The sequence below is a fragment of the Bosea sp. (in: a-proteobacteria) genome (genome assembly GCA_023910605.1).
GTDB lineage: Bacteria > Pseudomonadota > Alphaproteobacteria > Rhizobiales > Beijerinckiaceae > Allobosea.
Map to the genome: position 1 here is coordinate 2,747,335 of JAAVVV010000001.1, position 20,385 is coordinate 2,767,719.

The 20,385-nt window shown below is 67.4% G+C and carries 18 protein-coding genes; 15 read left to right on the forward strand and 3 right to left on the reverse strand.

Annotated elements, in window-relative coordinates; all coding sequences use genetic code 11:
• The first annotated feature begins 21 nt into the window (after positions 1–21).
• From HEQ16_13225 to leuD, 13 genes are all read left to right on the forward strand, one after another.
• Positions 22–882 carry a GntR family transcriptional regulator gene (locus tag HEQ16_13225; protein ID MCO4054980.1) on the forward strand — a complete coding sequence of 287 codons (861 nt, stop codon included), beginning with the start codon at positions 22–24 and terminating at the stop codon, positions 880–882.
• A complete protein-coding gene (locus tag HEQ16_13230) occupies positions 879–2,081 on the forward strand; it encodes an ABC transporter substrate-binding protein (protein MCO4054981.1) in 1,203 nt (400 codons plus the stop codon). The genes HEQ16_13225 and HEQ16_13230 overlap by 4 nt, the downstream gene beginning before the upstream one ends.
• Before the next feature lie 188 nt (positions 2,082–2,269).
• Entirely contained in the window at positions 2,270–3,142 is an 873-nt protein-coding gene (locus HEQ16_13235; protein MCO4054982.1) for a branched-chain amino acid ABC transporter permease, read from the forward strand.
• Between the two features lie 17 nt (positions 3,143–3,159).
• The gene (locus HEQ16_13240; protein ID MCO4054983.1) at positions 3,160–4,131 is read left to right on the forward strand and encodes a branched-chain amino acid ABC transporter permease; all 972 of its coding nucleotides are present in this window, start codon (positions 3,160–3,162) and stop codon (positions 4,129–4,131) included.
• Positions 4,128–4,946 carry an ABC transporter ATP-binding protein gene (locus HEQ16_13245; protein ID MCO4054984.1) on the forward strand — a complete coding sequence of 273 codons (819 nt, stop codon included), beginning with the start codon at positions 4,128–4,130 and terminating at the stop codon, positions 4,944–4,946. Before HEQ16_13240 ends, HEQ16_13245 begins: the two co-directional genes overlap by 4 nt.
• Positions 4,939–5,640 (forward strand): ABC transporter ATP-binding protein, encoded by a 702-nt coding sequence (locus tag HEQ16_13250; GenBank protein ID MCO4054985.1) that lies wholly within the window; start codon positions 4,939–4,941, stop codon positions 5,638–5,640. The genes HEQ16_13245 and HEQ16_13250 overlap by 8 nt, the downstream gene beginning before the upstream one ends.
• A gap of 3 nt (positions 5,641–5,643) precedes the next feature.
• Positions 5,644–7,026, forward strand: coding sequence for an MmgE/PrpD family protein (locus HEQ16_13255; protein MCO4054986.1), 1,383 nt, complete (start codon positions 5,644–5,646; stop codon positions 7,024–7,026).
• Positions 7,023–7,892: an oxaloacetate decarboxylase gene (locus HEQ16_13260; protein ID MCO4054987.1), complete on the forward strand. Its 870-nt coding sequence runs from the start codon at positions 7,023–7,025 to the stop codon at positions 7,890–7,892. Before HEQ16_13255 ends, HEQ16_13260 begins: the two co-directional genes overlap by 4 nt.
• Positions 7,892–9,634 carry a hydantoinase B/oxoprolinase family protein gene (locus tag HEQ16_13265; GenBank protein MCO4054988.1) on the forward strand — a complete coding sequence of 581 codons (1,743 nt, stop codon included), beginning with the start codon at positions 7,892–7,894 and terminating at the stop codon, positions 9,632–9,634. The genes HEQ16_13260 and HEQ16_13265 overlap by 1 nt, the downstream gene beginning before the upstream one ends.
• The gene (locus HEQ16_13270) at positions 9,631–11,691 is read left to right on the forward strand and encodes a hydantoinase/oxoprolinase family protein (GenBank protein MCO4054989.1); all 2,061 of its coding nucleotides are present in this window, start codon (positions 9,631–9,633) and stop codon (positions 11,689–11,691) included. Before HEQ16_13265 ends, HEQ16_13270 begins: the two co-directional genes overlap by 4 nt.
• Complete coding sequence (locus HEQ16_13275) at positions 11,691–12,302, forward strand: cysteine hydrolase (protein MCO4054990.1); 612 nt, start codon at positions 11,691–11,693, stop codon at positions 12,300–12,302. Before HEQ16_13270 ends, HEQ16_13275 begins: the two co-directional genes overlap by 1 nt.
• Entirely contained in the window at positions 12,299–13,708 is a 1,410-nt protein-coding gene (gene leuC / locus HEQ16_13280) for a 3-isopropylmalate dehydratase large subunit (protein MCO4054991.1), read from the forward strand. The genes HEQ16_13275 and leuC overlap by 4 nt, the downstream gene beginning before the upstream one ends.
• Before the next feature lie 3 nt (positions 13,709–13,711).
• A complete protein-coding gene (leuD, locus tag HEQ16_13285) occupies positions 13,712–14,323 on the forward strand; it encodes a 3-isopropylmalate dehydratase small subunit (GenBank protein ID MCO4054992.1) in 612 nt (203 codons plus the stop codon).
• Positions 14,324–14,328: 5 nt separating this feature from the next.
• Here leuD and HEQ16_13290 read toward each other — a convergent pair whose 3' ends face one another.
• On the reverse strand, positions 14,329–14,787 hold the full coding sequence (locus tag HEQ16_13290) for a hypothetical protein (protein ID MCO4054993.1): 459 nt from the start codon (positions 14,785–14,787) through the stop codon (positions 14,329–14,331).
• Positions 14,787–15,497: a Crp/Fnr family transcriptional regulator gene (locus HEQ16_13295; protein ID MCO4054994.1), complete on the reverse strand. Its 711-nt coding sequence runs from the start codon at positions 15,495–15,497 to the stop codon at positions 14,787–14,789. The genes HEQ16_13290 and HEQ16_13295 overlap by 1 nt, the downstream gene beginning before the upstream one ends.
• Before the next feature lie 153 nt (positions 15,498–15,650).
• Here HEQ16_13295 and HEQ16_13300 point away from each other — a divergent pair, with 153 nt between their 5' ends.
• Positions 15,651–16,379 carry a response regulator gene (locus HEQ16_13300; protein MCO4054995.1) on the forward strand — a complete coding sequence of 243 codons (729 nt, stop codon included), beginning with the start codon at positions 15,651–15,653 and terminating at the stop codon, positions 16,377–16,379.
• Positions 16,380–16,400: 21 nt separating this feature from the next.
• On the opposite strand, the gene HEQ16_13305 is transcribed toward HEQ16_13300, so the two are convergent.
• Positions 16,401–18,398, reverse strand: a complete 1,998-nt coding sequence (locus HEQ16_13305; GenBank protein MCO4054996.1) for a PAS domain S-box protein — start codon at positions 18,396–18,398, stop codon at positions 16,401–16,403.
• Positions 18,399–18,726: 328 nt separating this feature from the next.
• On the opposite strand from HEQ16_13305, the gene ccoN reads away from it, so the two are divergent.
• Entirely contained in the window at positions 18,727–20,382 is a 1,656-nt protein-coding gene (gene ccoN / locus HEQ16_13310) for a cytochrome-c oxidase, cbb3-type subunit I (protein MCO4054997.1), read from the forward strand.
• Positions 20,383–20,385: the final 3 nt, after the last annotated feature.

The window sequence follows — 20,385 nt, forward strand, 5'->3', positions numbered from 1 at the left end:
AGGCAAGCCGGAGCCCCCGCATTGGACGCCATCGAGACATCCAAGACCCATCGGCTGTATCTGCTTCTCAAGGATCGGATCACGAGCGGCGCTCTGGGTCCAGGCCAACGCTTGCCGAGCGAGCCCAACCTCGCCGCGACCCACGGCCTCTCGCGCGTGACGATCCGGCGGGCGCTCGATGGCCTGGCCCGTGACGGCCTCATCACCCGCCAGCCGGGCGCTGGAACCTTCGTCAATGGCGCAAAGACGCACGCGCCGCTCGTTGCTAACCTGTCGGATCTCATGGGCCACCTCGTGGCCATGGGCCGCGCCACCCGCGTGAAGCTGCTCTCGTTCGATTACGTCGATCCCGCCCCCGCCGTCGCCGCCGCGCTTCGGCTCGAGCCGGGCGAGCGCACGCAGCTTTGCGTGCGCGTGCGCTATCTCGACGACAAGCCGTTCTCGCATCTCACCACCCACGTTCCCGAGCGCATCGGCGCCACCTATTGCGAGGCCGATCTGGCGCGCACGCCGCTGCTTGCGCTGCTGGAGCGCTCCGGCGTCGTGGCGGACCGGGCCGGCCAGACCATATCGGCCACACTGGCGGGGCCGGAGACTGCCGCAGCACTGGATGTGGAGATCGGCTCGGCGCTGATCTCGCTCACCCGCGTTGTGGTGGATGCGGAAGGCTGCGGCATCGAGCATCTTTCGGCTCTCTACCGGCCCGACATGCATGCCTTCCACATGGACATGCTGCGCACCGGCGACGGCGCGAACCGGCATTGGCGGCCCACAGCTTCGGGTTTGCCGAGACTGACGCCCCCATTGAACCCAACCGGCATCCAGACAACTGCGGCAAAGAGCGACCGCAGAGGGCCGACCACAGCGAGGAGAAGACCATGACCACCCATCGTCGCACCATCCTGCGCGGCGCCGCCGCAACAGGCGCGCTGCTTGCCATGCCGGGCCTCGTGAGGGCCCAGTCGCCCGCGATCAAGATCGGCATCCTCCAGCCCGTGACCGGCGCGCTGGCGCAGGACGGCGAATATGGCCGCCTCGGCGCGGAGATCGCGCTGAACGAGATCAACAATGCCGGCGGCATCAAGTCGATGGGCGGCGCGCGGCTGCAAATGGTCTTCGGCGACGCGCGCTCCAATCCCGAGGGCGGCACGGCCGAGGTCGAGCGCATGCAGGCCGAGGGCGTGGCGGCCATCGTGGGCGGCTTCGCCTCCCCCATCGTGCTGGCCGCCAGCCAGGCCGCTTCGCGCTATGACATCCCCTACATCTGCGATGTGGGCGTCTCCGACCAGATCGTCGGGCGCGGGCTGAAGAACACCTTCCGTTTCGGGCCCGGCTTCGGCAACGTCACCTCCACCGCGCTGGAGAACCTCGTCAAGCTGAACGACGCCGCCGGCAAGCCGGCCCGAACCGTCGTCATTGTCCATGAAGACGGCCTGTTCGGCGCCGGCATGGCCAAGCTGCTCCAGACCCAGCTGCCTCCGCGCGGCTTCGAGATCCTCGAGACCATTGCTCACCCGACGCCTTCGCGCGACATGTCGAACGTGGCCCTGCGCATCCGCGCGCTGAACCCCGATCTCGTCATCCCGTCGAGCTACTATGCCGAGTTCGTGCTGCTGGCCCGCACCATGCAGCAGCAGCGCATCCGTCCCAAGGGCGTCTACGCCATCCTGAACGGCGCAGCCTCCAACTTCCGCTTCGTGAAGGAGTTTTCCGACGCGGCCAACCTCGTCATGGACTGCAACCACTGGGCCGATCCGCGCAAGCCCAAGACGGCGCAGGTCAAGGCGCAGGCCGAGCAGGGCGGCCGGTTCTGGCTCTACAACACCCCGCTCAACTACTCCTGCGTGAGGCTGCTGGCGGACGCCATCGAGCGCGCCGGCTCGGCCGATCGCGCCAGGGTCACCGAAGCACTCGCCAACTCCGCCTTCTCCGACCACATCATGCCCTATGGCCCGACCAGGTTCGTCAACGGCCAGAACCAGGGCGCGGCGCCGGTGAACACCCAGGTGCAGAATGGCGATATCAAGGTCATCTTCCCGACCGAGTTCGCCGACGCAAAGCCGGTCTTCCCGGCGGTCTGAGGCACAAGGCCTCACCCTGCACCTCCACGAGGCGCAGGGTGAGGGCGGCCTGACTGCAAAGGCTGCGATCATTTCACGGTGTCATCCCCGGCGGCGCTTGCAAGGCGCCGGGAAGGGGATCCACCATGCCGATATGCGAATGGATCCCCTTCCCGGCCCGTCGGGCCGCCGGGGATGACGCCTCGATCATGCTCAAGCTCGACATCTTCCTGTCCGCGCTCGCGAACGGTCTCATGACCGGAGCCGTCTATGCGCTGATCGCGCTGGGGCTGACGCTCGTCTATGGCGTGCTTCACATCATCAACTTCGCCCATGGCGCCACGCTGACGGCAGCGATGTTTGCCGTCTTCGTGATGCACAACGCCTTCGGCATCGATCCGTACTTTGCGATATTCATCCTCACGCCGCTCTTCTTCGCGCTGGGCTACGGCGTGCAGCGCTTCGTCATCAACCCGGCCAGCCACGGCGATGACAGCAACATCCTGCTCGTCACGCTGGGCCTCTCCATCATCATCGAGAACGCCCTGCTGGCCGGATTTCGCTCCGACACCCGCTCGATCGACGTGCCTTACGGCTTCTCCGTCGTCGAGGTGGGCAACCTGTTCTTGTCCACGCCCAAGCTCGTCGCCTTCGGCGCCTCGTTCGTCGTGGCGGGCGCCCTCTGGCTTCTGCTCGCGCGCACCGACACGGGCAAGGCCATCCGCGCCGTGGCGCGCGAGAAGACCGGCGCTTCGCTGTCAGGCATCAATGTTGACCACATCTATGCCGTGACTTTCGGCATCGGCGCGGCCTGCCTCGCCATCGCCGCCTGCCTGCTGATGCCGACCTTCCTCGTCAATCCGCGCATCGGCAACGCCTTCGTGCTCGTCGCCTTCACCATCGTGGTGCTCGGCGGCATGGGCTCGATCACCGGCGCGCTCATCGGCGGCCTCATCATCGGCGTGGTGGAAAGCCTGTCCGGGCTGTATTTCGGCGAGAGCCTCGGCCAGATCGGCATCTTCCTGATCTTCATCCTGGTGCTGCTGTTCAAACCCACCGGCCTGTTCGGAGCGCGGGCATGAGCGGCGAAAGCAATTCCATGGCGCCCTGGCTGCCGATCATCGCCGTCGTCGCCGCGCTTGCCCTGCTGCCGCTTGGGCTAGGCTCGAACACCGTCCTCAACTTCCTCAGCTTCGCGATGATCATCACCATCGCGGCCCAGGGCTGGAACATCCTCGGCGGCTATGGCGGCCAGTTCTCCTTCGGCCATGCCGTGTTCTTCGGCACGGGGGCCTATGCCATGGCGCTGCTTCAGGTGCGGTTCGGCATCAATCCCTGGCTCGCCCTGCCCCTTTCCATGGCGCTGGGCGCGCTGGTCGGCTTCGCCATCGGCTTTCTCAGCTTCCGTGCTCGTCTGCGCGGCTCCTACTTCGCCCTGGTGACGCTCGCCTTCGCCGAGCTGTTCCGCATCAGCGCCAATGCCTCTGGCTTCACCGGCGGGGCGGCGGGCGTGCTCGTGCCGCTCAGGCTTGATCCGGCGCAGATGCAGTTCGCCGACAAGCGCGTGGCCTACTGGCTGGCGCTGTGCTTCGTGGCTGCGGGACTTGCGCTGACGCTGGCTCTGGCACGCTCCCGCTTCGGCGCACAACTCGTCGCCGTGCGCGAGAACGAGGAGGCGGCCCGCGCTCTCGGCGTCGATGCGCTTGGCGTCAAGCTCAAGGCCATCACGCTGTCGGGCGCGATCACCGCCAGCGCCGGCTGCCTCTACACCCAGAAATTCCTCTATCTGGACGCCAACCTCGCCTACGGGCCATGGGTCTCCGTCGAGGCGCTGCTGGCGCCGATCATAGGCGGGCTTGGCACCGTGTTCGGGCCGTTGGTGGGCGCGGTCGTGCTGCTGGGCCTCGGAGAGGTAACCAAGACCGTGTTCGCCAATCTGATGGGCGGCTCCATCCCCGGCGTCGATCTCGTGGTGTTCGGCGTGCTTCTGATCCTCTGCGTGGCCCATGCGCCGCGCGGCGTGCTGGGCCTTGCCGGCCGCCTTCTCGGCAAAGGGAGGGCGAGGCCATGACCCCCCTTCTCTCGGTCAAGGAGGTCAGCAAGCGTTTCGGCGGCCTGGTCGCGGTCGATCATGCCTCGCTCGAGGTCCGGCAGGGCTCCATCACCGGCCTGATCGGCCCGAACGGCGCGGGCAAGACCACGCTCTTCACCATCATCGCCGGTTTCGAGCCGGCGACGGCCGGCCAGGTGGCGTTCGAGGGGCGTGAGATCACCGCCCTGCCCGCCCACAAGCGCGCCGCGCTGGGCATCGCCCGCACCTTCCAGATCGTGCAGCCCTTCGCGGGGCTCAGCGTGCGCGAGAACATCGCGGTCGGGGCCTTCCTGCGCCATGCCGCACGCTCCGATGCGCTGGCGAGGGCCGACGCTGTAGGGCGCGAGGTCGGCCTCGGCGCGCTTCTCGACCAGCCGGCCGGCGAACTCACCGTGGCGGGCCGCAAGCGGCTCGAACTTGCCCGCGCGCTGGCCACGGAGCCGAGGCTGCTGCTGCTCGACGAGGTGCTGGCGGGACTCAACCCGTCGGAAATCCGCGACATGATGCCAGTGGTGCAGGCCATCCGCGCCCGCGGCGTCACCATCCTCATCGTCGAGCATGTGATGCAGGCCGTGATGAGCCTGTGCGACATGGTCCATGTGCTGGCCCAGGGCCGCATCATCGCCTCGGGCCCGCCCGGCGCCGTCTCGCGCGATGCCAGCGTCGTCGAGGCCTATCTCGGCCATGGCGCCGCCGCGCGCATGCAGGAGCAGGAGAGCAAGGCCCGCCAGATGCCGGCGTCAGACGCGTCCGCGACGCCTCGCCCCTCACCGGGTGGAGCGCCCCATGCTTGAGATCAGGGAGCTTCAGGCAGGTTATGGCGGCGTGGCCGTGCTCCGCGGCGTGTCGCTGGATGTGCAGCCCGGCGAGATCGTGGCCGTCCTCGGCGCCAATGGCGTGGGCAAGACCACGCTGAACCGCGCAGTCTCCGGCCTGATTCGCGCCAGCGCCGGCACGGTGCGCTTCGATGGCGCCTCGATCACGGGCCTGCCCGCCCCCGACATCATGGGCCGGGGCCTCATCCATGTTCCGGAAGGACGCAAGATCTTCCCCAACATGAGCGTGCGGGAGAACCTCGAACTTGGCAGCTACCGCCGCGCCCGCGCCAACCGTGCGGTCAATCTGGAGCGCGCCTTCACCATCTTCCCGCGCCTGCGCGAGCGTGCCGCGCAGCTTGCCGGGACCCTTTCGGGCGGCGAGCAGCAGATGCTCGCCATCGGCCGCGGGCTGATGGCCGAGCCACGCCTCATCATCATGGACGAGCCGTCCCTCGGCCTGTCTCCGCTGCTCGTGGAGGAGATGTTCGCGCTGATCGCCCGCATCGCAGCCGAGGGGCTCGCCGTCATGCTCGTGGAGCAGAACGTGGTGCAGTCGCTGGAACTCGCCAGCCGCGCCTATGTGCTGGAGAACGGCACGGTCGTGATGAAAGGCCCTGCCGAAACCCTCAAGCGCGATCCGCGCCTGATGACCACCTATCTGGGGATGTGACGTATGGCCATCATGACCGCTGGCGTTCTGCCCGCCTCCGTGCTCGTCAACGGTCGCACCCCGGCCTGGTTGAAGCGCTGGTCGCGATTCGCGCGGGGGCTGCGCTTCGAGGACCTGCCCCCGGACGCCGTGGAACGCGCGCGGCTGGTCATGCTCGATTGCCTTGGAGCGATCATAGCGGGCCGGGCGGAGCCGGAGGTCAGCAAGGCCGCCAAGGCGCTTGCGCGGACAGCGCGCGGCCAACGCACCGGCTCGCCGCTGGTGACAGCATTCCTGGACGGCACGGCCGGCACCATGCTGGAGATCGACGAGGGCAACCAGTACGCCCGCGGCCATCCAGGCATCCATGTCGTGCCCGCCCTGCTCGCAGCGGCGCGCCTCAGGCGCGTCAGCGGACGCGACGCCATCACCGCCCTGGCGCTCGGCTATGAGATCGGCGCGCGCATCGGCCTATCCTCGAAGCTCAGGGTCATGATGCACCCGCATGGGGTCTGGGGCGTCGTTGGCGCGGCGGTGTCCGTGGCCAAGCTGAACCGCGCCAGCGCGGCCGACTTCGCAAGCGTGATCAACCTGTCCTCCTCCTTCGGCCTGACCACGAGCCGGCGCACCATGCTGGAGGGCGCGACCGTGCGGAACACCTATGCCGGCGCCTCGAACATGCTCGGGCTTATCGCCTGGGATCTGGTCAAGGCAGGCTTCACCGGAGAGGCGGACGGGCTTGGCTCGATCTATGGTGGCATCGCCGCCGATGACTGGCAGCCGGACGAGATGGTCCAAGATCTTGGCGAGCGCTGGGAGATCGCGCGCAATTACTTCAAGCGCCATGCCGCCTGCCGCTATAATCACGGCGCGCTGGACGCACTTTCCCGCATCGTCGCCGAAGCGGGCGGCCGCATCGCGCCGGACGACGTCGCGTCGATCGTGGTCGACACCTATGTCTGGGCCGCGCAGCTCGATCACCCGGCCCCGCAGAACATGCTGGCTGCCAAGTTCTCGATGCCCTTTTCGCTGGCCACCTTCATCGTGAACGGAGCGGCGAGCCTCGACGCCTTCCGCGATGCTGCCCGCAACGACGCCGCGACCCGCGCGCTGGCCCAGCGGATCACCATCGACGAGGACCCCGGCCTGACCGCCCGCCTGCCCGCGGAGCGTCCCGCCCGGGTGCGCGTGACGCTCACGGATGGCCGCGTGCTGCTGGCCGAGGCGCTGACCAACAAGGGCGACACCGAGGACCCGTACACCGCAGCGGAGGTCGCGGAGAAGTTCATCGACATCACGACGCCGCATCTTGGCCCGGACCGCGCTTCGGCCCTGGCGCAGGCCGTGCTGACGCTCGACCAGGCAGCAACGCTTTCACACCTCCTCGAACTCGGCTCCCCAGCATGACCGCAACGCTCAAGGCCCGCCTCGCTTCAAGGCCCATCGTGCTGGCGCCGGGGGTCTATGATCCGCTGACGGCCTTGCTCGCAACCGATGCGGGGGCAGAGGCGCTTTACCTCTCCGGCGCCGCGATCGCCTACACCCGCCTCGGCCGCCCCGACATCGGCCTCGTCTCGATGAGCGAGGTGGTGGACACGATCGTGCTGATCCGCGACCGGGTGCCGACGCCGCTGGTCGTCGACGCTGACAATGGCTATGGCAACGCGCTGAACATGCAGCGCACCATGCGCCTGTTCGAACGGGCCGGCGCAAACGCACTCCAGATCGAGGACCAGAGCTATCCCAAGCGCTGCGGGCACCTTGCCGAAAAGCGCCTGATCCCCGCGGCCGAGATGGCCGGCAAGATCAAGGCCGCGGTGGATGCGCGCAGTTCGGCAGAGACCCTGGTCATCGCCAGGACCGATGCCGTCGCGGTCGAAGGCTTTTCGGCCGCAATCGAGCGCGCCGGCCTGTATGCCGACGCCGGCGCGGACGTGCTCTTCGTCGAGGCGCCCGGCTCGCGCGAGGAGCTTGTCGCGGTGCGAGACGCGCTGGGCGGGCGCGCGCCGCTGATGGCGAACATGGTCGAAGGTGGCAAGACGCCGATCCTGAGCGCCGCAGAGCTCGAAGGGCTGGGCTATGCGCTTGTGATCTTCCCCGGCGGCATCGTGCGCGCCATCGCCCATGCGGCCCGCGATTTCTACGAAGGCCTCACGCGCGACGGCACCACGGCCGCCTTTCGCAGCCGGATGTTCGACTTCAACCAGCTCAACGAAGTGATTGGAACGAATCGCATGCTCGACCTTGGCAAGTCCTATGGCGGGGATGTCTGATGAGCGCGCTTGACCCCGTCACCTTCGCCATCCTTACCGGGCGGCTGGAGCAGATCGCCGACGAGATGGATGCGACGCTCTACCGATCGGCCTTCAACCCGATCATCGCGGAGGCGCGCGACGCCTGCCACGGGCTCTACCATGCCACCACGGGCGCGACTCTGGTTCAGGGCGCCAAGGGCCTGCCGATCTTCGTGGGCGCCATGGCTTTCGCCGTGAAGGCCGTCATCGACAAGGTCGAGGCTGCGGGCCCCGGCGCCGTCGAAGCCGGCGACACCTTCATCTTCAACGATCCGTATGCCGGCGGCACGCATCTCAACGACATGCGGCTGGTGCGCCCGTTGATGCGCGGCGGGTGCATCTTCGCCTGGCTCGCCTCGGTGGGCCATTGGCTCGACATCGGCGGCAACGTGCCGGGCGGCTACAACCCGCAGGCCACCGAGAGCTTCCAGGAAGGTGTGCTGATCCCCCCGGTGAAGCTGTTCAGGAAAGGGGTGCTCCAACAGGACATTGTGGACATACTCCAGGCCAACACGCGCCTGCCGCGCTCCAACTGGGGCGACCTCAACGGCCAGCTCAACGCGCTCGACCTCGGGGAGCGTCGCTTCCATGCGCTGATCGACGAATACGGCGACGAGGTTGTCAGCGCTGCGCTCGAGGCGGCGTCCGCCAGGGCGGAAGCGCTGATGCGCGAGAACATCGCGGCCTTGCCCGACGGCGTCTATTCCTTCGAGGATTATCTCGACAATGACGGCATCGTTGACGAGAAGCTGACCATCGCGCTCGACCTCACCATTGCGGGGGATCGCATGAAGCTCGATTTCTCGCGCTCGTCGGCGCCCTGCCGGGGGCCGGTCAACATCGCTCGCTCGACCGCGGTGGCCTGCTGCTATGTCGCGCTCAAGCATGTGTTCACGGCCGTTCCCGCCAATGCCGGCTGCCTGCGTCCGATCGACTTCGACATCCCCGACACGACCTTCCTCGGCGTGAGCGCGCCGCGGCCGGTCGCCGGTTACACAGAAACCATCCTGCGCATGATCGGCGTCGTCTTCGGCGCGCTGGCCAAGGCCGACCCGGCCTGCGCCACGGCCGCTCCATTCGGGACCATCAACGCACTCTCCATCGCCGGGCACAGGCCGGACGGCGAGCGCTGGGTCATGTTCTCCTTCTTTGGCGGCGGGCTTGGCGGCAATCCGCAATCCGATGGGCTCAACCACGCCAACAACCCGATCTCGACCGCCACCATCCCCCCGGCCGAGATCCTCGAGGCTTCATACCCCGTGATGTTCACCCAATGGGCCCTGCGTCCCGACAGCGCCGGACCTGGCTCCCATCGCGGCGGCTTCGGCGCCATCTACGAGATCGAGATCCTGTCCCCGGGCGGCGCCGACGTGTCGCTGCTGGGCGAGCGCGGCCGCCACGCCCCCTTCGGCGTCGCCGGCGGCGGCAGCGCCGCCCTGAACCGCTTCACGTGGGACAGCGATGACGGGCCGCGCACCGCCCCCATGACCTCCAAGGTCACGGGCGTGAAGCTCAGACAAGGCCAGCGGCTGCGGCTCGAATCGCCTGGCGGCGGCGGCTATGGCGATCCGGCGCGGCGCGCCCCTGAGGCGGTGCTCCGCGATGTGCGGCGCGGCTTCATCACTCCGGCAAGCGCCGCCGAAGTTTATGGCGTCATCCTCGACGGCGCGGGCGCTGTCGACTCAGCCGCAACTGCAGCCCGCCGCGGAGGCACGCCATGAGCCGCCTGCCACGCACGCTCGTCGGCGTCGATGTCGGCGGAACCTTCACCGACCTCGCCTTCTTCGACGAGGAGACGAGGGCCTTCCGCATCGCCAAGGCGCCCTCGAACCGGGGCGACGAAGCCGTCGGCTTCATCGAGGGGCTGGGGCGGCTCGGCGACATCGCCGGCCTCGGCGCGATCATCCACGGCACGACCGTGGGCACCAATGCGCTGCTGGAGCGCAAGGGCGCCCGCATCGGCATCATCACCACGCCCGGCTTCCGCGATGCGCTGGAAATGCGCCGCCGCGACCGGCCGAACACCTGGGGCCTCTGGGGCGATTTCGAGCCCGTCGCCACGCGCGAAATGCGCGTTGAGGTACCCGAGCGCACCCTTGCCGACGGCACGATCCGCACACCGGTCGATGTCGAGGCCGTGCGTGAGGCCTGCCGCACCCTCCTGAAAGCCGGCGCGGAGGCACTCGCCATCATCTTCGTCAACGCCTACGCCAATGCCGCCAACGAGCGCGCGGCCTATGATGCGGCGCTGGCGGCCTGGCCAAACCCGCATGTCGCGCACTCGGCCCAGATCCTGCCCGAGATCCGGGAGTTCGAGCGCACCTCGACCACGGCCCTCAACGCCTATCTCCAGCCGGTCGTGGCAAGCTATCTTGCACGGCTCGAGGCCGGCCTCTCGGCGCAGGGCTTTCCGGGCTCCTTCCACATCGTGCAGTCCAATGGCGGGGTCATGTCAACGGCCACGGCACGGAAGTTCCCGGTCCGCACCGCCCTCTCCGGCCCGGCCGCTGGCGTGATCGCGGCAGCCGAGATCGCCGGGGCGGCAGGCTTCCCCGACATCATCACGGCTGATCTGGGCGGCACTTCCTTCGACGTGTCGCTGGTGGCCGGCGGCCAGACCTCGCTCGCGGCGCAGACCACCATCGACTTCGGCATGGTGATCCGCACGCCGATGATCGAGATCACCACCATTGGCGCGGGCGGGGGCTCTATTGCGCATGTCGACGCAGGCGGCCTGCTCGCGGTCGGCCCTGAAAGCGCGGGTTCGAGGCCAGGGCCGGTGGCCTACGGGCAGGGCAACGACCGGCCTACCCTCACCGATGCCAACATCGTGCTCGGCCGCATCAATGCCGAGCGGCCCATCGGCGGCAAGCTGGCCCGGCTCGATGTCGAGGCGGCGCGCAAGGCGCTGCTCGACCGCGTCGGCGCGCCGCTCGGCCTCTGCGCCGAGGAGGCGGCGGAGGCGGTGGTGCGCATCGCCAATGCGCGCATGGCCGGCGCCATCCGGCTCGTCTCCATCGAGCGGGGGCACGATCCCTCGCGTTTCACCGCCGTTCCCTTCGGCGGCGGAGGCGCGCTCCATGTCGGCGCGCTCATCAAGGATGTGGGGCTCAAATCGGCGCTGGTGCCGCGCTATCCGGGCATCACCTCGGCGCTTGGCTGCATCATCGCCGACATCCGGCATGATCAGGTCGCCACCGTCAACCTCATGCTGGACGGGCTGGACGCCATGGCGCTCGATCGCCGCATGATGCAGGCGGGCGGCGAGGCCCGCGCCGTGGTCGAAGCTTCTGGCCTCACCGTGGAGCGCATCGACGTCACCTTCGAGCTCGACATGCATTACCAGGGGCAGACCCACACGGTCGCCGTGCCGTTGCCGGTCACCCTGCACGCTTCGAGCACGGGCATCAGCGAGGCGATCGCGCGCGCTGCCTTCGAGGCCGCCTATGCGCGCGCCTTCTCACGCCTGCTGCCGGGCATTCCGGTGCGCATCGTCAACCTGCGCACCGCCGCCATCGGCCGCCGTCCGCCCTTTGATCTCAAGGCATTGGCGCCGCAAGCGGATTCAAGTCTTGAAGCTGCGCGGCTCGGCTCGCGGCAGGTCTGGTTTGATGGCGGCTGGCATGAGACGAGCATCTGGGACAGGCTGGCCCTGCCCGTGGACGCCCGGATCGATGGCCCCGCCATCCTGGAACAGTCCGACGCCACGACCGTGATCGATCCCGGCCTGAGCGCCCGCGTCGACGCGTTCGGCAACCTGATCGTGGAGCGCCGGTGATGCGCCAACCCTTCGATGTCAGCGCCACGGGTCTTCTGCTGTGCGACCTGCAGAACGACTTCATCCACCCCGACGGCGCTTATGCCCGGGGCGGCCAGTCCGCGCCGGAGATCGGGGCGCTGCCCGGGCGCATCAGGCCGCTGGCCGAACTGATGCGCGCCCGCGGCGGCGTCGTCATCTCGACCCAGTTCACGCTCGTGCCGGGACGGGGCGGCGAGCCGATGATCTCGCCTCATCTCAGGCAGCTCAGGCCATTCCTCTCCAGAGGCGACTTCGCGCCGGGCTCGTGGGGCAACGCCACCGTGGATGAGCTTCAGCCAGTGGATGTGACAGTGGAGAAGGTGGCCTATTCGGCCTTCTACATGAGCCGTCTCGAGTGGGTGATCCGCAAGCTCGGGCTTACGCGGCTCCTCATAGCCGGCATCGTGACCAACGGCGGCGTGGCCTCGACCCTGCGTGATGCGCATGTGCGCGACATCGACGCCATCTTGCTTGAGGATGGCTGCGCGGCCTTCTCGCCTCGCACTCACCATATCGCGATCGACGCCTTGCGCCCGGTGGGGCGCGTCGCCACCATCGCGGAGATGATTGCGGAGATCCAGGCGGCATGACGGCCAGCCCAAAGCCTCGCACGCTTTTCGACAAGCTCTGGGACCGGCACGTCGTCGCCGTCCGCGAGGATGGCGAGACGCTGCTCTGGGTCGATCGTCACTTCGTGCACGAGGGCTCCCACCATGCCTTCCGCAAGCTGGACGAGCGTGGCCGCGCCGTCGCCGAGCCCTCCCTGACCTTCGGCGTGGCGGACCACTACGTGCCGACGCGCGGACGACCCCGCATAGCCGACCCGGAAGTGGCCGGCATGGTGGACCGTCTCAGCGCCAACGCCGCGCGCCATGGCTTTCGCCTGTTCGGGCTCGATGACCCCGCGCAAGGCATCGTCCATGTGGTGGGGCCGGAACAGGGACTGACGCTTCCGGGCCTGCTCATCGTCTGCGGCGACAGTCACACCTCGACCCATGGCGCCTTCGGAGCCTTCGCCTTCGGGATCGGCGCCTCCGAGGTCGCGCATGTGCTGATGACGCAGACGCTCTGGCAGCGGAAGCCCAAGCGCATGCGCATCACCGTCACGGGCGCGCTGGGGCCACATGTCAGCGCCAAGGACCTGGCCCTGTTCATCATCGCGGAAATCGGCGCCAACGGCGCTCAGGGGCACGCCGTGGAATATGCCGGGCCCGCCATAGCCGCGCTGTCGATGGAGGCGCGGCTGACATTGTGCAACATGTCGATCGAGGCCGGCGCCCGCTGCGCCCTCGTCGCGCCCGACAACACGACCTTCGCGTTTCTGCGCGGCCGCCCCTTCGCTCCGGAGGGAGAGGCGCTCAGCCGCGCCATCGCGGACTGGCGCACGCTTGCGACGGATGACGGCGCGCCGTTCGACCGCGACATCGTCATCGACGGGGCCGAGGTCGCGCCAATCGTGACCTGGGGCGTGAGCCCCGAGGATGCGCTGCCCATCACCGGCGCCGCCCCGCAAGCGGGTGCCGACCCCTTGCGCGCGGCCCATGTCACCGAAGCGCTGGCCTATATGGGCCTGAACCCGGGCCAGAAGCTGACGGACATCGCCGTCGACCGGGTGTTCATCGGCTCATGCACAAATGCGCGGCTGGAGGATCTGCGAGCAGCGGCGGCCGTGCTGCGGGGCCGAAAGGCACGGGTGCCAGGGCTCATCTCGCCCGGCTCAAGCCCGGTCAAGCGGGCCGCCGAGGCTGAAGGCCTTGATCGCATCTTCATGGATGCGGGGCTCACCTGGGCGGAATCGGGATGTTCGATGTGCGTTGGCATGAATGGCGACCTGGTGGCCTCCGGCGAGCGCTGCGCCTCGACCACGAACCGCAACTTCCGCGGCCGACAGGGCCTTGGCGCACGAACGCATCTCATGTCGCCCGCCATGGTCGCGGCCGCCGCCGTGACCGGTCGGCTGACGGATGTGCGCACCTTGCCCCCCGTGGAGGGTTGAGCGATGGAGCGCTTCACCCGCCTCAGCGCCAAGGCCTGCCCGCTCGGACTGGCCAATGTCGACACTGACCAGCTCATTCCTGCCCGCTTCATGAAACGCTCGCGCGCCGATGGTTATGGTCAGTTCCTGCTGCATGACCTGCGCTTTGCACCCGATGGCGCGCCGGTTCAGGGTTTGCCGCTCTCCGATCCGCGTTATGCGGACGCACGCATCATCGTCGCCCAGCGCAATTTTGGCACCGGCTCCTCACGCGAGGCTGCGGTCTATGCGCTCTGGGATTATGGCGTGCGCTGCGTGATCGCGCCGTCCTTCGGCGACATCTTCGCGTCAAATGCGGTCAAGAACGGACTGCTGCCCGCCATCATGGCCGAAGCTGACGTGGAGACACTTCTGGCCCGTTTGACTGTGGAGCCCTCGCTGGCGGAGGTCGATCTCGAAGCGCAGACGGTGCGGTGCGGCGACCTGAACCTCGGCTTCGCCATCGACCCCGTCCGCCGGCTGCAACTGCTCAATGGCTGGGATGATCTCGACCTGACGCTCCGCCATGTCGAGGACATCGCGCGCTATCGCGCCCGCCGGCTGGCCGACGAGCCATGGGCGATGCCGGGCGGCTGAGCCTGTCAGGCCACGAAGCTGTAGGTCTGCACAATGGATGGGCGGTGTTTGAGCTGGATCTGCGAGGCGCGGACCTGCTCGGCGGCCGAGGCTGCGCTGACCATCAGCACAAGCTCGCCGCCCCTGAGGCAGTCCAGGATCGCGCGTGATTGCACCCTGGTCATCCAGGGAGCGAATGGTTGCTCGGCCGAGGCAGCGTCATGCCAGACCTGATCGAACAGGTCGGGCCGGGTGACTTCGACCTCCTCGCCCGCGATGCGCCGGCGCTGGGTCGTCGCAGCGCCCCCTGGCCATTTGCCGATCATGCATAGCTGGCTGTCGGAAAGCCCGCCATTGGACAGGTCGAGCCGCGCCGAGGCCGCCTCGTCGGGCGCCGCGTAGGCTCCGATCACGATGCGGAACAGTTGCTTCGACTCGTCCACCATCGTGGCGCTCATCATCAGATTGGTCCGATGCAGTGACATCAGTCGCGGTCGCCTTCACCGGCAGCCAACGCCCTCAACTTCGCACGATCGCGGAAAACCACGACGTTGTGCTGATCCATCGCAATCAGGCCGGCTTCCTTGAAACGGGTGAAGGTGCGGGACACGGTCTCGATGGTGAGGCCCAGGAAATCGGCGATGTCGATGCGCTTCATCGGCAGCAGCACGCTCATCGCGCTCAGGCCCCTCGCCTCGTTGCGGCGCGACAGCGCCATCAGGAAGCTCGCCAGCCGCTCATTGGCGGAGAGCTTCGAGATCACCACCACGTGCTGGTAGGCTGCCGTGAGAGCGTTCGCGATCTGGAGCGACGCCTGTCGGCCGAATTCGATATCTTCGGCCACGGCGCGATTGAAGGCGGCGGCGGGGATGGCCTCCAGGCGGGTGAGCTGAACCGTATGCGCATCGCACGGATGCAAGTCGGCACCGAGGCCGATGATGTCGCCGGGATAGGCGAAGTCGAGCACAATCCGCCGGCCATTGGGCAAGGTGCGCGAAAGGCAGACTGCGCCGGTGCGGATGATGAAGATATGCGAGCGCTCCTCGCCTTCGCACCACAGCGTCTCGCTGGCCGCGATCTTGCGGCTGGCCGCCGAGTGCAGGCCTTTCGCCATGAGCAGCGCGCTGATGGGCATGTCGCCAGGGGCGAGGTCCACGGGCTGGGCAGCCTTGAAGTTATGGGCGGCGACGTTCATCACAGCGTGTCTCCTCGTCTGGTCGGCGTCAGGTTGACGAGACGGTTTTAGACAGTTCAAACCTGCGGTGATGCGACGGCTCTTCGACTTTGAGTGTCGTCGTGTGACGAATTGTAACAAGCTGCCACCCGATACGCAGCCTATACTGGGGTCATGAATCTGCGCGCCCAGCACATTTTGGTCGTGGACGATGACGAGGCCATCCGCGCCCTGCTGCGCGATTGCCTCGAACTCGACGGCTTTCAGGTGTCGGAGGCGGCCGACAGCCTTGGCATGCATGGCGTGCTCGGAGCGGGCGGCATCGACCTCGTGACGCTGGATCTGATGCTCGGCGGGGAGAACGGCCTGGCGCTGGCCCGCCAGATCCGGGCCTCCCACGACATCCCCATCGTCATGATCAGCGGCAAGGGCGACACGATCGATCGCGTGGTCGGGCTCGAGATCGGCGCCGATGACTACATCTCAAAGCCTTTTCACCCCCGCGAGGTGATCGCCCGCATCCGCGCCGTGCTACGCCGCAAGCCGCCAGCCGCTGTCGCCACCCCGGAAAGCACGCCGGCCTCGGAACGGCTCAGCTTCGCCGGCTGGAGCCTGGACATCGGCAGCCGCGAGCTGTTCGGCCCCGACAAGGCGCGACACATGCTCACCACCGCAGAGTTCAACCTGCTTGAGGCCCTGGTGCGCCGCCCGCAGCGCGTGCTGTCGCGCGACACGATCATGGACCTGCTCAAGGGCCATGACTGGACCCCGTTCGACCGGTCGATCGACGCCCTCGTTTCCCGCCTGCGACGCAAGATAGAGGTTGATGCGAGGGATCCCCGTCTGGTCAAGACCGTGCGGGGCGTGGGCTACATGCTCGCCTGCACCGTGGAACGGAGCTGATCAGCCGCACAGGCCCGGGCTTCAGCCAAGGGCCTCGCGGATGGCCTGGGCGAGTTCCGCCGTGGCGTAGGGCTTGCGCAGGATCTTCAGCGAATCCGCATCGCTCTCGCCATGGGCGGCCACGCGGTCGGCGAAGCCGGAGGTCAGCAGGATCTTCATCTCAGGCTTGCGCGCGGCCACCCACCGCGCGAGATCATAGCCCGACATGCCGCCTGCCATCATGATGTCGCTGAACACGAGATCGACCGTGACGCCGCTGTCGATCACAGCGATCGCGGAAGGGCCGCCTTCGCTGGACAATACCCGGTAGCCAAGCTTTTCAAGCCGCGCCGTGGTCACTTCCCTCACCTCGGCATTGTCCTCGACGACGAGGATCGTCGAGCCGCAAGCGGACTGTTGCGGCTTCGCGGCTTCCGCGGCATGGGCCGCTGCCGGCGCGCCCCCCACGCGCGGCAGATAAAGATTGACCGTCGTGCCCTTGCCCGGTTCGCTGTAGATGGTTGCGCCGCCATTGGACTGGCGCGTGAACCCATAGATGCTGGCAAGTCCCAGCCCTGTGCCGCGGCCGGGCTCCTTGGTGGTGAAGAACGGCTCGAAAGCCCGCGACAGCACCTCCGGCGACATGCCCGCGCCCGTGTCGGAGACGGACAGTCGCACATAGCGCCCAGGGTTGATGCGGTCGATCTGCCCTGACTGGCTGAAATCATCGTCGATGGTGACGTTCGAAGTCTCTATGACGAGCTTGCCGCCCGCGCTCATCGCGTCGCGCGCATTGATCGCGAGGTTGAGGATGGCGTTCTCGATCTCGCTGGCATCAGCCTTGACCTCGCCGAGGTCGGGCGCAAGGTCCGATGAGATGGCGATGCTCTCGCCGATGGACCGGCGCAGCAGGTCGATCACGCCGACGACCTGATCATTGAGGTTGAGCAACTGCGGCTCGAGCTTGCTGCGGCGCGCGAAGCTGAGCAGCCGGCGCGTGAGCCGCGCGCCCATGTCGACCGCATCGATGGCCCGCTTGAGCACACGCTTGTGGCGCGCGTCGGCGACATGGTCATCGAGCAGCTCGAGGTTGCCGCCGATCACTGTGAGCAGGTTATTGAAGTCATGGGCGATACCGCCGGTGAGCTGCCCGTAGGCTTCCATGCGCTGCACACGCACCAGCGTTCCCTGCGCCTGCTCGCGGCGCTCGATTTCCGCCTTCAGGGCCGCCGTGCGCTCTGCAACGCGCTCTTCGAGCAGTTGCTGGAGGGCCTTCTGCTCGGTGATGTCCTGAACCGCGCCGAACAGGCGCGGCCACGGCCCGTCCTCGGGCGAGCGCGACGCCACGGCACGCACCCAGCGCAGGACCCCGTCGGTGCGGCGCACGCGGTATTCGATCTCCGCCTTGTGGCCGGTTTGCGTCACCATTCGGATGCTGTACGCCACACGCGGCGCATCCTGCGGATCAATCAGCGCGTACCAGCGCTCCAACGCAAGCACAGGCTCCGAGACCCCGAGGATCAATCCGGCATGGCCGAGCAGCCTGACCTGTTCGCTGACCTGATCGAGTTCGAAGCCGCCGATGCGGCCCGCATCCATCGCCGAGCGCAGCCGGTCGCTCTCGATTCGTCGCTCCTGCTCGCGCTGGAAGCGGTCCGAGACGTCGCGCAGCACGACCGTGTAGACAGCCTCGCCCTCCACGATGATCTTGCTGATGCTGGCATCGGCCGGGAACTCGCGGCCATCCTTGCGCAGCGCGAACACCGCCTGCCGGTCAGCCATGTGCCGTGAAGTCGGCCTGCCGCCGGCGAAGCTCGCGACATGGCCGGCATGGGCGTTGCGGAATCGCTCCGGCAACAGCAACTCGATCCGCTGGCCCATGACCTCGCTGGCCGCGTAGCCGAACACACGCTCGGCGCCCTCGTTGAAGAGCGTGATCTGACGCGCCTTGTCGATGCAGATGATTGCGTCTGCCGAGATGGCGACGATGCGTGCAAGGCGCCCCTCATTCTGCCTGATCTCGTCGAGCGTCCGGTCCATCCCATCCCCAGTCAGTGAAGATCCAGCCTGGCCGCGTGCGCTGCGAAGCGCCACGAGGCTTGGGCGCAACAACGCGCGCGGCGCCGCTCGCGAGCGCCCGCCCCTGCAATGAAACGAGTAAACACGCGTAAAAACACTTAGCCATACGTAGAACTGCGGAGGCCGAGCCTCGCTCACGGCCCGGCTCGCTGCATCGGCATTGGCCAGCAATGTCGGCGCTGCCCCGCCCTTGACATGGATCAACACGTCCGTGCCGCACCGCAGCACTGTGCCGCCAGAGGGGAATCCCGGCCTGTCGGCTGGCTCCCGTGCATCGGATGAGGGGCAGATGGCGACCACATTACCCACAGGACAGGTCAGGGGCACGGACATGGCGGCCGGCGTCGCCTTCGGCGCGTTGGCGCTGGTGGCGCTGATCGTTTCTGGCAAGACCGACTACCCGGCCTATGCTTTTCACGCGCTGCTCTTCGCGATCGCGGGAGCCTGGGCCTGCTTCAAGGTGTTCGACCACGCGACCGATCGCGCCGACCATCCGCCTCAGGAGATCGGCGGCAAACCCAATTACAACATGGACCCCGTGAAGTTCGCCACCATCGCAGCGATGTTCTGGGGCATAGCGGGGTTCACGGTCGGCCTTGTCATCGCCCTGCAACTGGCCTTCCCGGTGCTTAACTTCGACCTGCCCTGGATCAGTTTCGGCCGCCTGCGCCCGCTCCATACCTCTGCGGTGATCTTCGCCTTCGGCGGCAATGTGCTGATCGGCACCTCGTTCTACGTCGTGCAGAAGACGAGCCGCGCGCGCCTCGCCGGCGATATCGCGCCCTGGTTCGTGGTGCTCGGCTACAATCTTTTCATCGTGATCGCCGGCACCGGTTACCTGCTTGGGATCACCCAGGGCAAGGAATACGCCGAGCCCGAGTGGTATGCCGATCTGTGGCTCACCGTGGTGTGGGTGGCCTATCTGCTGGTGTTCCTGGCGACGTTGTGGAAGCGCAGGGAACCGCACATCTACGTGGCGAACTGGTTCTATCTCGGCTTCATCGTGACGATCGCCGTGCTGCACCTGGGCAACAACGCCACCATCCCGGTCTCGATCTTCTCGCCCAAGAGCTACATCGTCTGGTCTGGCGTGCAGGATGCGATGTTCCAGTGGTGGTACGGCCACAACGCGGTCGGCTTCTTCCTCACCGCCGGCTTCCTGGCCATCATGTACTACTTCATCCCCAAGCGGGCCGAGCGGCCGGTCTATTCCTACCGTCTCTCGATCATCCATTTCTGGTCGCTGATCTTCCTCTACATCTGGGCCGGTCCCCACCACCTGCACTACACGGCCCTGCCCGATTGGGCGCAGACCCTCGGCATGGCGTTCTCGGTCATGCTCTGGATGCCCTCGTGGGGCGGCATGATCAACGGGCTGCTGACGCTGTCGGGCGCCTGGGACAAGCTGCGCACCGACCCCGTGCTGCGCATGATGGTCGTAAGCCTCGCGTTTTACGGCATGTCCACATTCGAAGGCCCGCTGATGTCCATCAAGGCGGTCAACTCGCTGAGCCACTACACCGACTGGACGATCGGGCACGTGCATTCAGGCGCGCTCGGCTGGGTCGGCTACATCTCCTTCGGCGCCATCTACTGCCTCGTGCCATGGCTGTGGAACAAGAAGGAACTCTACTCCCTCAAGCTCGTGAACTGGCACTTCTGGATCTCGACCCTCGGCATCGTTCTCTACATCACCGCGATGTGGGTCTCCGGCATCCTCCAGGGCCTGATGTGGCGCGCCTACACCCCGCTCGGCTTCCTCGAATACTCCTTCATCGAGACGGTCGCCGCCATGAAGCCCTTCTACGTGATCCGCGCGCTGGGCGGGGGACTGTTCCTCGCCGGGGCCCTGATCATGGCCTACAATCTCTGGATGACGGTGCGTGGCGCACCCGAGGCTCGCGAAGCGGGCATCGGCGACGCCCTCCCTGCGGCAGCCCGCTAACCG

Bases quoted from the DNA above. Each gene is read 5' to 3' on its own strand.
- HEQ16_13230 (MCO4054981.1), top strand. From the start codon at position 879: ATGACCACCCATCGTCGCACCATCCTGCGCGGCGCCGCCGCAACAGGC.
- HEQ16_13235 (MCO4054982.1), top strand. From the start codon at position 2,270: ATGCTCAAGCTCGACATCTTCCTGTCCGCGCTCGCGAACGGTCTCATG.
- HEQ16_13240 (MCO4054983.1), top strand. From the start codon at position 3,160: ATGGCGCCCTGGCTGCCGATCATCGCCGTCGTCGCCGCGCTTGCCCTG.
- HEQ16_13245 (MCO4054984.1), top strand. From the start codon at position 4,128: ATGACCCCCCTTCTCTCGGTCAAGGAGGTCAGCAAGCGTTTCGGCGGC.
- HEQ16_13250 (MCO4054985.1), top strand. From the start codon at position 4,939: ATGCTTGAGATCAGGGAGCTTCAGGCAGGTTATGGCGGCGTGGCCGTG.
- HEQ16_13255 (MCO4054986.1), top strand. From the start codon at position 5,644: ATGGCCATCATGACCGCTGGCGTTCTGCCCGCCTCCGTGCTCGTCAAC.
- HEQ16_13260 (MCO4054987.1), top strand. From the start codon at position 7,023: ATGACCGCAACGCTCAAGGCCCGCCTCGCTTCAAGGCCCATCGTGCTG.
- HEQ16_13265 (MCO4054988.1), top strand. From the start codon at position 7,892: ATGAGCGCGCTTGACCCCGTCACCTTCGCCATCCTTACCGGGCGGCTG.
- HEQ16_13270 (MCO4054989.1), top strand. From the start codon at position 9,631: ATGAGCCGCCTGCCACGCACGCTCGTCGGCGTCGATGTCGGCGGAACC.
- HEQ16_13275 (MCO4054990.1), top strand. From the start codon at position 11,691: ATGCGCCAACCCTTCGATGTCAGCGCCACGGGTCTTCTGCTGTGCGAC.
- leuC (MCO4054991.1), top strand. From the start codon at position 12,299: ATGACGGCCAGCCCAAAGCCTCGCACGCTTTTCGACAAGCTCTGGGAC.
- leuD (MCO4054992.1), top strand. From the start codon at position 13,712: ATGGAGCGCTTCACCCGCCTCAGCGCCAAGGCCTGCCCGCTCGGACTG.
- HEQ16_13290 (MCO4054993.1), bottom strand. From the start codon at position 14,787: ATGTCACTGCATCGGACCAATCTGATGATGAGCGCCACGATGGTGGAC.
- HEQ16_13295 (MCO4054994.1), bottom strand. From the start codon at position 15,497: ATGAACGTCGCCGCCCATAACTTCAAGGCTGCCCAGCCCGTGGACCTC.
- HEQ16_13300 (MCO4054995.1), top strand. From the start codon at position 15,651: ATGAATCTGCGCGCCCAGCACATTTTGGTCGTGGACGATGACGAGGCC.
- HEQ16_13305 (MCO4054996.1), bottom strand. From the start codon at position 18,398: ATGGACCGGACGCTCGACGAGATCAGGCAGAATGAGGGGCGCCTTGCA.
- ccoN (MCO4054997.1), top strand. From the start codon at position 18,727: ATGGCGACCACATTACCCACAGGACAGGTCAGGGGCACGGACATGGCG.